At 50.2% G+C, this 13,236-nt stretch carries 14 protein-coding genes; 2 read left to right on the forward strand and 12 right to left on the reverse strand.

Annotated features, from left to right (window positions below):
• Positions 1-36: 36 nt before the first annotated feature.
• The 10 genes from HGH92_RS19420 to HGH92_RS19465 all read right to left on the reverse strand — a co-directional run bounded on the left by HGH92_RS19420 (position 37) and on the right by HGH92_RS19465 (position 8,145).
• Positions 37-804: an ABC transporter permease subunit gene (locus HGH92_RS19420; RefSeq protein ID WP_168872413.1), complete on the reverse strand. Its 768-nt coding sequence runs from the start codon at positions 802-804 to the stop codon at positions 37-39.
• Complete coding sequence (locus tag HGH92_RS19425; RefSeq protein ID WP_168872414.1) at positions 788-1,510, reverse strand: ABC transporter ATP-binding protein; 723 nt, start codon at positions 1,508-1,510, stop codon at positions 788-790. Before HGH92_RS19425 ends, HGH92_RS19420 begins: the two co-directional genes overlap by 17 nt.
• Positions 1,507-2,736, reverse strand: coding sequence for a nitrous oxide reductase family maturation protein NosD (locus HGH92_RS19430; protein WP_168872415.1), 1,230 nt, complete (start codon positions 2,734-2,736; stop codon positions 1,507-1,509). The genes HGH92_RS19425 and HGH92_RS19430 overlap by 4 nt, the downstream gene beginning before the upstream one ends.
• 5 nt (positions 2,737-2,741) lie before the next feature.
• Positions 2,742-3,179: a nitrous oxide reductase accessory protein NosL gene (locus tag HGH92_RS19435; protein WP_168872416.1), complete on the reverse strand. Its 438-nt coding sequence runs from the start codon at positions 3,177-3,179 to the stop codon at positions 2,742-2,744.
• Position 3,180: 1 nt separating this feature from the next.
• Positions 3,181-3,750, reverse strand: coding sequence for a hypothetical protein (locus HGH92_RS19440; protein ID WP_211092674.1), 570 nt, complete (start codon positions 3,748-3,750; stop codon positions 3,181-3,183).
• A gap of 52 nt (positions 3,751-3,802) precedes the next feature.
• Positions 3,803-5,776: a Sec-dependent nitrous-oxide reductase gene (nosZ, locus tag HGH92_RS19445; protein WP_168872417.1), complete on the reverse strand. Its 1,974-nt coding sequence runs from the start codon at positions 5,774-5,776 to the stop codon at positions 3,803-3,805.
• Positions 5,777-5,801: 25 nt separating this feature from the next.
• Positions 5,802-6,302 carry a c-type cytochrome gene (locus tag HGH92_RS19450; protein ID WP_168872418.1) on the reverse strand — a complete coding sequence of 167 codons (501 nt, stop codon included), beginning with the start codon at positions 6,300-6,302 and terminating at the stop codon, positions 5,802-5,804.
• A 106-nt stretch (positions 6,303-6,408) separates the two neighbouring features.
• Complete coding sequence (locus tag HGH92_RS19455; protein WP_168872419.1) at positions 6,409-6,924, reverse strand: flavodoxin domain-containing protein; 516 nt, start codon at positions 6,922-6,924, stop codon at positions 6,409-6,411.
• A gap of 250 nt (positions 6,925-7,174) precedes the next feature.
• Positions 7,175-7,633: an RrF2 family transcriptional regulator gene (locus tag HGH92_RS19460; protein WP_168872420.1), complete on the reverse strand. Its 459-nt coding sequence runs from the start codon at positions 7,631-7,633 to the stop codon at positions 7,175-7,177.
• 47 nt (positions 7,634-7,680) lie between these two features.
• The gene (locus HGH92_RS19465) at positions 7,681-8,145 is read right to left on the reverse strand and encodes a 6-pyruvoyl trahydropterin synthase family protein (RefSeq protein WP_168872421.1); all 465 of its coding nucleotides are present in this window, start codon (positions 8,143-8,145) and stop codon (positions 7,681-7,683) included.
• A 69-nt stretch (positions 8,146-8,214) separates the two neighbouring features.
• On the opposite strand from HGH92_RS19465, the gene HGH92_RS19470 reads away from it, so the two are divergent.
• Together HGH92_RS19470 and HGH92_RS19475 are read left to right on the forward strand one after the other, a co-directional pair.
• On the forward strand, positions 8,215-9,999 hold the full coding sequence (locus tag HGH92_RS19470) for a hypothetical protein (protein WP_168872422.1): 1,785 nt from the start codon (positions 8,215-8,217) through the stop codon (positions 9,997-9,999).
• 260 nt (positions 10,000-10,259) lie between these two features.
• The gene (locus HGH92_RS19475) at positions 10,260-11,399 is read left to right on the forward strand and encodes a TlpA disulfide reductase family protein (RefSeq protein ID WP_168872423.1); all 1,140 of its coding nucleotides are present in this window, start codon (positions 10,260-10,262) and stop codon (positions 11,397-11,399) included.
• A 27-nt stretch (positions 11,400-11,426) separates the two neighbouring features.
• Here the strand turns inward: HGH92_RS19475 and HGH92_RS19480 are convergent, their stop codons facing one another.
• Positions 11,427-12,329 carry a DMT family transporter gene (locus HGH92_RS19480; RefSeq protein ID WP_168872424.1) on the reverse strand — a complete coding sequence of 301 codons (903 nt, stop codon included), beginning with the start codon at positions 12,327-12,329 and terminating at the stop codon, positions 11,427-11,429.
• Positions 12,330-12,527: 198 nt separating this feature from the next.
• On the reverse strand, positions 12,528-13,235 hold the full coding sequence (locus HGH92_RS19485) for a basic secretory protein-like protein (RefSeq protein ID WP_168872425.1): 708 nt from the start codon (positions 13,233-13,235) through the stop codon (positions 12,528-12,530).
• Position 13,236 lies beyond the last annotated feature (1 nt).

Here is a 13,236-nt window from a genome sequence, read left to right on the forward strand (position 1 = left end):
TGTACGGGGGCCGCAGCGATGAGCGGCCCCTGTTTTTTAAATATCTTTCTTCCTGAAAATCCGCACGGCCAATATCAATGGAACAATCATCCAGCACAGCATGCACATCGTTGTATAAACAGTCCCCGTAGCAGATCCCATAAACTTTTTAAACAACGCCCCGGAATAACCCATCATTACGGCAGCATCCAGCTGCAGTAATACCAGTATCCGCGCCAGGTCCACCGGGTTCAGGGAGATGAGGCCCAGCAAGGGCTGGTCTATCGGATAATCACTGAAAGAGTAAATAAAGGCGAGCAATAATCCATCAAACAACAGCGTGAAAAACAGGGCCGTGATAATGGCTGCGCCGATACCCCTGGTTTTATCCTTGAACACTACGAAGATCAGCAGCGCCAACGCTGAGAAAATAAGTGTGAGCAACAGACCGCTGATGACAAGCGCGATGGCCGCAAGGCTATTGTACAGCACTCCCACGGTGACGCCTACACCGGCCAGGTATGCAAGGCCTAACGCGGTGGATATGCCGGTATAGGAGGCCAGCAGCATAGATTTACGGCGTATGGGCTGTGCCAGTAGCAGTTCGGTGAACTCCGCGGAATTAAAAAAGTAAATGGTGGAAAAAAGGATACTGATGATCGGTACAAACAGCAAGGTGATATTGAGCAGGCTCAACATGCCTTTGGACATGTTGTCGCTCATGCCTGTCACGCTGATGGTCAGTGCGGCCAGCACCAGGGTATATATCAGGATAGTCCTGTTTTTTAACAGGTCTATCAGCACGTATTTAATAATTGTTTTCATGTAGATGTGTTTGCATCATGGCCGCGATCACTTTGTTCAGTTGACGTTGACCGGTTGATTCTTTCAGTTCTTCCACCGTTTTAAAACAGATGAGTTTCCCTTCCTGCAGGTATACCACATGACTGGTGATGTCATCGAGGTCACTGAGCACATGTGAGGTGATGAGTACCAGTTTTCCGTTGGCCCGCTCCCGTGCTATTTTGTCTTTCAGGATTTCGCTGGCCACAGGATCGAGGCCGGCGGTAGGTTCGTCAAGTATCAGGATATCGGGCGAAAAGAGGAAGGCGAGGCAGGCGCTCACTTTCTGCCGGGTGCCGCCGGAGAGGTTGCGCATTAGTTTATGGTCAAAAGAAGGCAGGTTGAACTGATGGACCAGCTCTTCGTCATAATGTTTGCAGTCTTTCCTTACCTCCCGCAGCATGGCCAGCACCTGCCGGATGGTCATGTTTTCGGGGTAGCGGCCGATCTGCGGCATGTAACCGATTTTAGAGCGGTAGCTCCAGTGGCTGCGGATTTCCTGGCCGTTTATATGAACACTGCCTTTCTCGGGGATCACCAGTCCGAGGATGGATTTGATCAGGGTCGTTTTGCCGGAACCGTTAGGTCCCAGCAGGGAGATGGCCTGGCCCCTTTCCAGGTGCAGGTTGATATCATCCAGCGCTCTGAATTTTTTGAATGATTTTGTAAGGTGACTGATACGGATCATAGTTGCAGTTTTTTCATTAATGGCTGATCGTCTTTCAGCTGATCGGGTATGATGCTGGGCATTACTTTTTCCACCTGTTCCATGATGCCGGTGAGGAAGCTACGGTACAGGATCATGGCGGAAGGTATCTTTTCCGATATGACGGCGTATACGCTTACGGGATAGTGGGGCACATCGCCCACCTGGTCCCGGTCAAGATCATAGCCATCGTATTTATCCCAGTAGTTGCGGTGAAATTCGTTGAGCATGAGCGTACCGTTGGTGGCCACATCAAAGGAGTTGCCGATGAAGTTGTTGCCGGTAAACCTGCTGCCGCTGGAGCTGGCCATTACACGGATGGCCCAGCCGTTGTCCTGAAACAGGTTGCGCTGTACAGACACACGGGTGGTGCCTTCCATGTGGATAGCAATGGTGTTTTTGATGAAGCGGTTATGTGTGATGTGACTGTCGGTGATTTCTTTCAGTAACAGGCCGTAGGAAGCGTCTCCCCAGTTTTGTATAAACGTGTTGTCGGTCATGGTCACTTCGCGTGTATACATAACGGCCACGCCTGCACCGTTTTCCCGGAAAATATTTTTCATATAGGCGTTATGGTGGGAAAACATAAAATGCAGGCCGTATCGTTGATTGTTGGCAGAGAGGTTGTTTTCTATACCGGAATTGGTCACAAATTCGAAGTAGATGCCGTCGCGGTGGCCGGATATATTGTTACTGTTGATTTGCAGGGCGTCACATTTCCAGGCGTGGATGCCATTGCCGCCGTTGATTTCATTTTTGATGCCGGAATGTACGGTATTACCTTCCAGCAGACAGTGCTGGGCGTTCTGCAGGTAGATGCCGTAAGTGCAGTCCAGTATCCTGTTGTTGCGGAGAGTGACATGACTGGCGTTACTGACGCGGATGCCGGCGATGTCTGATATGGAAGAGCGCCCTGTATATTGTACCTGTAGCCCCTGCATGACCACGCTGTCGGCGGTGATGAGGAAGCCCGGGTATTTGTATTCCGCATCAATGACCGGCATGCCGTTGCCTATAATGGTGATGCGCTGGTTTACCTGTATGCTGTGTTCCTTGTAAACACCAGGTTGTACCTGCAGTGTATCGCCGGGCCGCGCGCTGCTGATGGCTTTGCGCAGCGCGTCAGGGCCTGGCTTCACCACGAGGGTGGCTGCCTGCGTGCTCCACGCTGCCAGCAGCAGCCATGATAATAGCGATGCATATTTCATGATGTTTATGGATTTAGCCGGGTAAGATCTTCCCATTTTAATAATCGTTGCTCCAGGTTGTCCTTATGCGGGATGGCGGTTTTTTCGTCGATGAAGGCGGCGCACCGGCCGTTCATCGGTGTCTTGAAAGATTCACTGTGCAGGAAGATGGCTTTTTGCGCATCGGTGAACGGGTGACTGGAATCGCTGTAGTCCGCTACTAAAAAACGGGTGCCGCTGGCCGGCGGATTGACAGTATTGTATTGCAGCAGGCAAACGATATCGTCAAATTTATAGGCCCTGCCTTTGGGCGTGATCAGTTCGGCGGTATAACGTTTGTCTATAATCGTCATTTTACAATGCGCACAGGCGTCATGACCAAAATCTATCGGCTCAAATGCCGGCCGGCAGGCCAGCTGCAAGGCAAAAAAGCTAATCAGGAAGATCAGGGTGTTATGTTTCATATCATTTCTTTTTCCATTCATAGTAGGTGATGCCCACGAGTATCAGGCCACTGGCGATGTAGAACCATCCGGCGACGTCCGGCTGGGAAAGCACTTCGAAATTCAATAACTTCTTATACCCGATCAGCGGCGGCTGGTAAGACATGCCAGGCACCTTTATTGGTGGGTTCGGGTCCAGCTGGTGGCCGTAGTTGTATTCCCACCGGTAGAAGTCTCCAAAAGACAACAGCGCGATGACCAGGAAGATACCGGTCCAGCAGTAATACAGTATTTTCTTTTTCAGTACCATGATCAATATGCCGGCAGCCATAAAGAAGGCGATGGAAACGGGCATGAATACGAACTCCAGGAAGTCTTCCTGGTGGATGGTCTTCATACCGATGTAGTGGTTCAGGCCATTGATGATCGGTACATCTCCTTTTACGTCATTGATCCATATCTGCATAGACAGGCCGTCGGGGTACTGTGGCGCACGCATGTCTATCCGCCACATGGGAAAGAACCAGAGGGTGGCGAGACAGATAATGACGACCGGTATGCTCATGAGGCCTGCCTGTGATAACTTTTTCATAGTTCAGTTGTTGAGAGGCCGGCAGCGCTGAACAGCACCGCCGGCGGGATGTTTATTTAGCTGCGACGGAAGTCACGGTTTCTCCGGTACCGAATTTAAGCGGTACGTTGGCGCCTTTGGGGGATACCCGCAGGTAGCCGGACATCTCCTGGTGCAGGGCAGAGCAGAAGTCGGTGCAATAGAACGGATAAATACCCTGTTTATCTGGTGAGAACTTAAGTGTCACGGTTTCACCCGGCATGATCAGCAGTTCCGCATTGGGATTGTTCTTGATGGCAAAGCCATGCGGAATGTCCCAGTCCTGCTCCAGGTTGGTGACGTGGAAATATACTTCGTCGCCAACAAATACGCCTTCGATGTTGTCAGGCACCAGGTGGGAACGGATGGCGGTCATGTAGATGTCTACGCGGTTGCCTTTGCGGACCACATTGGCTTTCTTTTCTCCCATGGTCACATAGTCGTGACCGTTTTTGTTGATATCATAGTATTTCACCTGTTTGTCTTTGATCAGGCTGGCCTGGCATGCCTGTGCATAGTGCGGTTCGCCAAAGGTGGGAAAGTCGAGTATCAGCTGCATTTTATCACCGGAGATATCATACAGTTGTGCTGACTGGGCCAGTTCCGGGCCGGTAGGCAGGAAGCGGTCTTTGGTGATTTTGTTGTAGGCTACGAGGTATTTGCCGCCGGGTTTTCTGGTGTCTCCGCCTGGGATCATCAGGTGGCCGACAGAATAGTAGGTAGGCACACGGTCCAGTACCTGCAGGTCTTTCAGGCTCCATTTCACCACTTCGGAGGAGAGGAACATAGACGTATAGGCGTTGCCTTTACCATCAAATTCGGTATGCAGGGGGCCGAGGCCGGGTTTCTGCACTTCGCCGTGCAGCGCTGCTTCGTATTTGATGATGGGAATGCCTTTGAAGTCGCCCTCAAACTGTTTGCCGGCGATGGCTTTTGTCATTTTGCTGAAAGAGAACACCGGGATGAGGGCGGCGAGTTTACCGCTGCCAACGATGTATTCGCCGGAAGGGTCTATGTCGCAACCATGCGGGGATTTAGGACAGGGGATCATGTAGACCATGTCCGGACAATCTTTCGGGTCCAGCAGCAGTACTTCATTTTTGATTTCGGAGGTGGCAGTTTGTTTGTGCTCGTCGTACGTGTTGTGGGCATAGGTGGCCGGAACTTTTTTGCCTTTGCCTGCTTTGGCATATTCTTCCGCTTTTTTCCAGTTTACGGCGACGATGTAGTCTTTGTCTTTCTGGGAAGCGTTGACTTCCAGCAGCGTATAGGCTTGTTCGGTATTATAGCTGGAGAAGAAGAACCAGTCGTGTGATGGCCCTTTACCGGCGTGGCTCAGGTCGAGGTTCATTCCGGGCAGCACGATCTGGAAGGCGAGGTCCATTTTACCGGAATTTTTATCTACGCTGATAAAAGAGGCGGTGCTGTGGAAGTTGTCTTTGAAGGAGCTGATGGGCACATCTTCAGAACCGAGGGGCACGGAGAAGCGGGTGCCTGCCACCACGTATTCCGTGTTTTCGGTGATGAAGGGAGAGGAGTGGTTACCTGCGCTGTTGGGTATTTGCAGGATCTCCATGGTTTTGAAGGTGGTGAGATCGATGCGGGCCACGCGCGGCGTGTTGTTGGCGTTGGCAAAGAGCCAGCGGCCGTCCTGTTCCCCGTTGGTCTGGGACAGGTCCAGGTGGTGCTGGTCGTCCCACGGAATAAGGCCGTTGGTGGTATTGAGCATGGCTTTTGTTTCTTCGCTGTAGCCATAGCCGTTTTCGGGATTGACCGCGAATACGGGGATGACTTTCAGCAGGCGTCCGGAGGGCAGGCCGTATACGGAAACTTGACCGTTGAAACCGCCGGACACGAAGTTGTAAATTTCATCGTATTTGCCGGGGGCCACGTAGGTTTTGCTGGCGGCGTCGCCTTGCACCGCAGTGGCGGCAGTTTTCATTTTGCAGCTTTGCATGGCAGCGGTGGTGGCGACTGCCAGGCCCAGCATCAGGCTTAATCTTTTCATATGTAGATGGAGTGAGTGTCAGCAATTATTTTTTACCGTCGTTGGACCGCATGTATTCCAATACGTGCCGGGCTTCATCGTCGGTAAGGTGCTGGTTGGGCATGCGTACCATACATTCTTCCAGCATGGCTTGTGCTGCCGGGTCTTTATCAATCATCTCATCGGTGTTGGTGATGAAGTTCATGATCCATTCCGGTTTCCTTCTTTCGGTAACGCCTTTCCATCCGGGGCCGACCAGCTTGTCGCCGGTGAGTTTGTGACAGGCCGCACATTTTACTTCATAGGTGGATTTACCGCTGGCGATCATTTTCTGATCTAATGGATCGGTGAGTGCGACGCTGGTAAACTTGCCTTTGCCTTTTGCATCGGCGGCGGCAGCTGCTGCGGGCGTGGGCGTTGCCGGAGTGGTAGCGGCCATGCTATTGTCAGCAGCCGGTTTTTCGGTGTCAGCTTGCGGCGTAGATCCGCAGCCGTAGAGCAGCAGGGCGATAGCAGCTGCTGCTGTCAGGAGGGATGCTTGTTTCATGATATCTGTTTTTTGTTTAAGAAGAATTTAAATAAGGATATTTTTGTCCTTTATTTTAAAACTGGAAGCTGCTCATGTAGAATTGTCGAACATTCGGTGATGTTATTTAGGAATGGTACAGATGGAATTGTTGAACATCTCTCACAAGAGGGGCGGAGAGCTTTTCGTCGAGACGGTCGAAATCTGATACATCGAACTGTTTGCCCATGAGCCGGGCCATGAAGCTGCCGGCACGGACTTTCAGCTTATCGGCAAAAGAAAGGTCGCTGAATTTGATTTTACCGGGCAGGAAATAACGGAGGCATCGGGTAAGGACAGGCGCCGGCACATTTTGTGCCACATAGCCGTTGAGCTTTTCCACCTCCTCCGGTTTGGTGGCGCATACCACAAAAAGGAATAGCGGCTTGCCTGACAGCTGAGCTTCATGTTGCAGCAACCACGGGCGTAGCAGCATTTTTCCAATGTATATGCTGGTGCCCAGTATCAAAAAATCTGCGGTGGACAATTGTGCCGGCGTAACTTTATCTGCTTCCACTGCCGGTATTTGTAATGCTTTGCTGATCCACTCAGCGTATTGTCGCGTAGCGCCGTACTTGGACTGGAAAATGATGATGCCATGCATAGCAGGTAGGTATTAAGCAATTCATATTGATAGAACAACAACTGCTGTAAAGCGTTGACTGTGCTGTGTTATATAAAGGATGACGACGTCCTTATTTAAAAACAAAATTATCTCCTTTCGATATACCAGCCAAAAAAGTTGACCTGATATAAATCAGGAAAAGACATGATAGTGGACATATAAAGTGGGCCACGATATGCCACGGCGGCTATCGGGAAAACGAAAATGTATGACGTGGGAAATGACGGGGTTAACAGGGCTTACGGACGCCTTTCAGGTTATCAATAAAGTAGTTGCCTTTATTGAATTCGTCTACCAGCTGCTGGATAGCTGTTTTTTCGAACATCTGTTTCAGCTGTTTTTTGATGGCCTTGTATTGGGTATGCATGGGGCAGGGCCTTGTTTCGGAACATTCTTTAAGTCCCAGTACACATTTGGTGATCACGCTTTCTTCTTCTACGGCCTCGAGGATGGCCTTTACCGGCAGCTTACGGGCGCGGTCTGTCAGGAAAAAGCCGCCGTTAGGGCCACGCACGGAACTGATCACGCGGTTGTTTTGCGTGAGCAGCTGTAGTATCTTGGCCGTAAATGATTTGGGAGAATCAATGCCCCGGGCAATTTCCTCAATTCCCAGCTTATTATCTTCCGACCCTTTCAGTGCGATATAAATCGTTGCTCTCAGGGCGTATTCAGCAGTTTTCGACAACATAATATCAAATCATGACGATCGCAAGATAATAAGAAATAAGGTACCGGTCAAACCGCCGGCACCCATTCCGCATAGGAATCACTCGTCTCATACAACCGCAGGCCTGCCAGTACTACCTCTCCGGGCAATACCGCTCTTAACGCCCGCTGCATATACAACACCATGTTTTCCGCGGACGGCTCCATGTCCCACACCCACAGGTTCTCCTGTGTGCTGCAACCCGGATGGGCCTGCATATAGGCGGCCGAAAGGACCAGGCGGTGATCAAAATGCTGTACGATCGTCTGCTGCACCAGCTCCTTGATCACTTTAAAATCCACCAGTATCCCCGGTGCTGGCAGGTAGTCTTCACTATGGTTTTGGCCCCGTACCGTCACATGCAATTTATAGGAATGCCCATGAATGTTTTTGCATTTTCCATTGTATTCATGCAGCGCATGCGCCGTTTCAAAACTGAATATTTTCGTCAGCTGTAACATATCTCCGGTCTGTTGTTGGTAAGAATTGTGCAAAGGTACATTTAAAAAAGGATATTTGTGTCCTTTTTTACTAATATTGCTGCCTGAAACAATTTCATCAACATGCACACATTCCATATACCTGTGATGGGACTGGCTTATACGATCGACAGCCCCGTTAAAGTAGCGCGGTTTGGCATCTCTTCTGTCATTTCCATCATCGAAGACCGGCTCATTGAAATGATGCGGAGCCATTATTATCCCACAATAGGAGAGACGTACCGGCCTATTCCGGCAACGGAGCCGGACTACAGGGCGCGGCGTATTACTGATTATCTTAACCTGGTGAACCGCATCGTAAAGGAGCAGGTGGCGCAGCTCAAAAACAAAGCCTTTGAGGCCGGCTCCGAAATAGTCCGCTACTTTGAGATGTTGCCTGAACAGCATCCGCTGAAACAAACGTACCGGCAAATGACCAGTACCACAGACGCCGGAGAAAAGGCCACTCTGGCCGCCTGCCTGCGCAGCGCCGTCAGGCCCGGCAGCATCGATGTCAACATTATGACCAAAACAGACAAAGACAACTTCGATAAAAACGGGCAACCCATCGCAGACGGCTCCGACGCCATAGCTGCACTCAGAGGGTATGTCAACAGTGACCTCGCCGGTTCTTCCATCGTCTTTTCTGCAGGCATGAATCCCCGCCTTTACAACTACCTTGAAAAATGTCCACAGTTCAATGCAGATGCAACAGGTAACTTCAGCAAAAAAATCATCGTCAAAGTCAGCGATTTTCGTTCTGCCCTGATACAGGGAAAATACCTCGCTAAAAAAGGCATCTGGGTCAGCGAATTCAGAATTGAGTCGGGGCTGAACTGCGGCGGGCACGCCTTCCCGTCAGACGGCACACTAATGGGCCCTATTATGGAAGAATTCAAACTGCGCAGACAGGAACTCACCGACACCTTATTTGCGCTTTACAATCCAGCCCTGGAAAACAAAGGGCTCGCCACCTTTACCTCACCACCTCCATTACATATCTCGGCACAGGGCGGCATCGGCACGGCCGCAGAAGACCAGCTGCTGCATGCCTACTACGGACTGGACAGCACCGGTTGGGGAACACCTTTCCTGCTGGTGCCCGAAGCCACCACCGTAGACGCTGACACCCGTCAACGCCTGCGCGAGGCCACCACAGCAGACCTCACCCTTAGTCACCATTCTCCGCTGGGCGCACGCTTCCATTATCTCAAAGGCAGCACGGCAGAACAAGAGCGACTGGCGCGCATTCAGGCCGGAAAACCCGGCAGCCCCTGCACGGAGAAACATCTCTCATTTAATACCGAATTCACGGAAAAGCCTGTCTGCACTGCCTCCCGTCAGTACCAGCGCCTCAAAGTGGCACAGCTGCAATCACTCCAACTGCCGGAGGATGTCTATACGGAGCAACTGGAAGCTGTGCTGGAAAAGGAATGTTTATGTGTAGGCCTTAGCAATGCGGCCGCTATCGAATATGAACAAACTTTCGTGAAAGGCCGTCACGCTGTTAATATCTGCCCCGGCCCGGGCATCGCGTATTTCAACAAGGAAGTGTCGCTGCAAACAATGACCGATCATATCTATGGCCGCCGGAATATCCTGGAAGGAAACGCAAGACCGCATATGTTCATCACAGAACTGAAACTGTACCTGGACTACCTGACAGAACAACTGGAAAAAGCCCGGAGGCACAACACGCTCGCGCAACAACAAAAGTATTTCCGCACATTCAGTGAACAACTCACCAAAGGAATAGATTACTACCACCAATTAACAACAACGGGCGTATTGCCGGTGGAATTATTAACAGGACTCGAAGAGGCGAACCTGCAACTGACGAATATTGTAGCGGCATATGCGCTGGCATAGGAGCCGTCAGGCTACGGTCTGTGAAACCCATGTAATACAATGGGTGTCTCAAATTATCAGAGACACCCTGTTTTTCCCATTGTTGATAATTTCAAAGAGCGGCTCCACCTTTTTTCTAAGCGCGTAAAACCAATCAATTCCACGGTAAGACGCTGGCAGACAATACCATATATCCTCCACACGCCGCGCGGCAAATGGCAGCCTGCCTTATTTGGATTTTAAAATCCTATATTCAGTTGATATGATTTAATGCTGTTTGTATGCTGAAACATTTGGCTAACCTATTTATATTTTTGCTGCTCGTGACAGGAACCGGCTGTAAAGCACCGGTTATTGATAAGAAAATAGAAATCATCGGGCATATCAAAAACATTCCGAATGGAAAGGTATACCTGGCCAATGCCTTTCGCTGGGATGTCTTCCTGGATTCCGCTGTTGTTAAGAACGACTCCTTTTGCTTCCGGATGACGGTACCGCCATCTTTCGAACCATACTATGCCTGCATCAGCTATATTGACTCTGCAGGCAGGACCAGAAGTTTCAGTTATATCAACCGGGTGCTTACCACAGAAAAGCAGGGATACCGGCACAGCGCTTTTGTGCTGGAACCTGGTGTTATTTCCATTAACGGAGCCCTGGTCTGTCGCACAGAGCAGGGTATCTTCTATTGTGACGGCATGGAAATAAAGGCCGGTAAAGAAACGGAAGTCATGTATAAGCACCAGATGACTGGCTTTGGCCGGTTAGGCACTTCAGATTCTTCCAGACGTGCTGCTATCATCAGAAGGTACAGCCGTGATATTAAGGAATACCCTATGGCCTATACGCTGTTGCAGAATATATATGACGCTAAGGAAGAATATACGGACAGGGAACTGGAAAACCTGCTCTCGCTGTTTAATAAAGAAGTACAACATTCCGGAACGGCAGCCCGGCTGAAAAGCTTTATGGATACGAGGACCAATTTCCGCAAGGAGCCATCGGCACTTGTGGCGACTGACACTGCCGGCAACAAAAAAAACTGGATAGCCGGTTCTTCACGGTATAACCTGCTCGTCTTTTGGGCAAGCTGGTGCGGTCCCTGCAGGTCCGAAATTCCTGTGCTGAAAAACATTCACGCAAAGTTCAACGATAAAGATGTTCACATGACCAGCATATCCATTGATAAAAATACGGCGGACTGGATGAAGGCTGTCAGGTTGGAAGCGATGTCCTGGGAACAGGTAAAAGTAGACAGCGCAGGCATCACTCGTGTAAAGGAAGGGTTTAATTTTTCCGCTATCCCGTTAACTGTCATAACAGATCATACCGGAAAAGAGATCAAACGATACTCCGGCTTTGGCGGCAATACCGAAAAAGAACTGATTTCTCTGTTTGAAGAACTCTTAAAAAATAAATGACAGGCTTGTTTCACCATAGCCCGACCTTTAGGCCTGGGAGACGCCTGCGTTCTGCGCCAGCCTGCGCTTCTGCCTGATAGAAATCACCGTTTGCAAAACAACGGAAATACCTACCAGCAATAGTCCTGCATAAAACGCACCATTTACCTGCTTGCCTTCTCCAAAGAACAGGAATGCCACGGTGATCGCGTAAATCGGTTCCATATTGAAACTCAGGTTCACGGTAAATGCAGGGATGCGCTTTAGAGACTCTGCAAACATGATGTATAGCCCAACTGTGCATATCAGGGATAACAGTAACAGATATACGGTGTCTTCCATACCGGGAAAAACGCTTTTCACCGGGAAGTAATGGAGATAGACCGGTAATAAAACACCCCAGCCGATACAGCCGCCCATCATCTGGTAATAGTTGATCAGTTTACTGTCATATTGCTTTACCAGCCGCTCATTGTAAATAGTGTACAGCGCGGCAAACGCTGATGAAACAGTGCCCAGCGCGATGCCCAGCTGGTAAGACACATCGAAATGAAAAATAAGGCTGATGCCCAGCAAGGTAAAGAGGCTTAATACCAACTCGGTGACTGCGAATTTCTTCCTGTTGATCAGCGGCGAAAAGATCGCAGTGAAGAAACTGGTCAGACAGTAACAGACCGCCCCAATGGAAATATTACCGTATTTGATGCTGCCATAAAAGAATATCCAGTGAATAGTGATCAGCAAACCTACTTTAGCAATATCCAGTTTCTCGCGGGTGGTAATGGCAGTACTCACCTTAAACAACTTCACAATCAGAAACAGCCAGACAAACGAAAAAAATATCCTGTACCAGACCAGCAGTCCTTCGTTGAGCGAAATAAGTTTTCCGAGTATTCCGGTGAAAGCGGCGATGAACACCGAAAAGTGTAAGATGAAATATGTTTTTTTCATAAAGGGTTCTCCGTCCGCACTTGCGGAGCTGCTGTATCAATATAACAAACAAAATTGTTATCGGGGGATTATTATTTCGTCTGCTGCAGCGGGCGTTTATGCGTTCCGGATAGTAGTAGCCCCGGGCGTGAAGCCCGGGGCGTTGTAAAACGTGCATCATTACATTCCGATGAATCGGGATGACATTTTTCCAGGTATTTATAAAGTTGGCCGGCTGGCGTAGTCCAGCCACAGGTCATCTAATGTTTTGCCTGTCTGGGCTTGCCAGATGCCGGCGGAATAGGTTTTGCCCCGCATGCTTGCGTCCAGTGTTTTAACCAGTTTATCGTTGACATTTTTTTCGAGCCATACGAGGAAACGCGCGGTAATGCGGTAGCTGTTGTCGTACCGTTGTGACGGGTTGTAGTCGGGCATGGCCCAGCCTGCGCCGGCATTGTCGAGGCCATAACGGTAACGCACATAGTCTGCGATGCCTTCAGTGAGCCAGCCGGGGCCGGCTCCTCCCGGGTACGCCTGTACGATATGCATGACTTCATGTGTCACCACGTCGATGTCGCCGGGGTGCTGCCGGAACCATTCGGGATTATAGACCACGCGGCCGCCACTGGTGGCGGCCACGCCGGTATAACCTGGGTCTATCACGAAAGTGACCTTCTGCAGCGTGTTAGGGTTGTAGGCATTGGCCAGCACAGGATACACGGTGAAGAAAGTATTGATCATCCTTTCTTTTACCTGTTTGTCGAAAGCCGGCGACTGGTTGATGAACACCAGCGTATAGTCGCCACGGGTGATGGAATCGGTGGTGACGGCTATCGTTATGGCTTCCGGTGCCGGGGTGCTGTTGTCGTGGGCACATGCATGGATGAACAGGCCAGTGCTGAGTATCAGTAATCGGATCGTTTTCATG

It is taken from the genome of Chitinophaga varians, from assembly GCF_012641275.1.
In the GTDB taxonomy this organism is placed as follows: domain Bacteria; phylum Bacteroidota; class Bacteroidia; order Chitinophagales; family Chitinophagaceae; genus Chitinophaga; species Chitinophaga varians_A.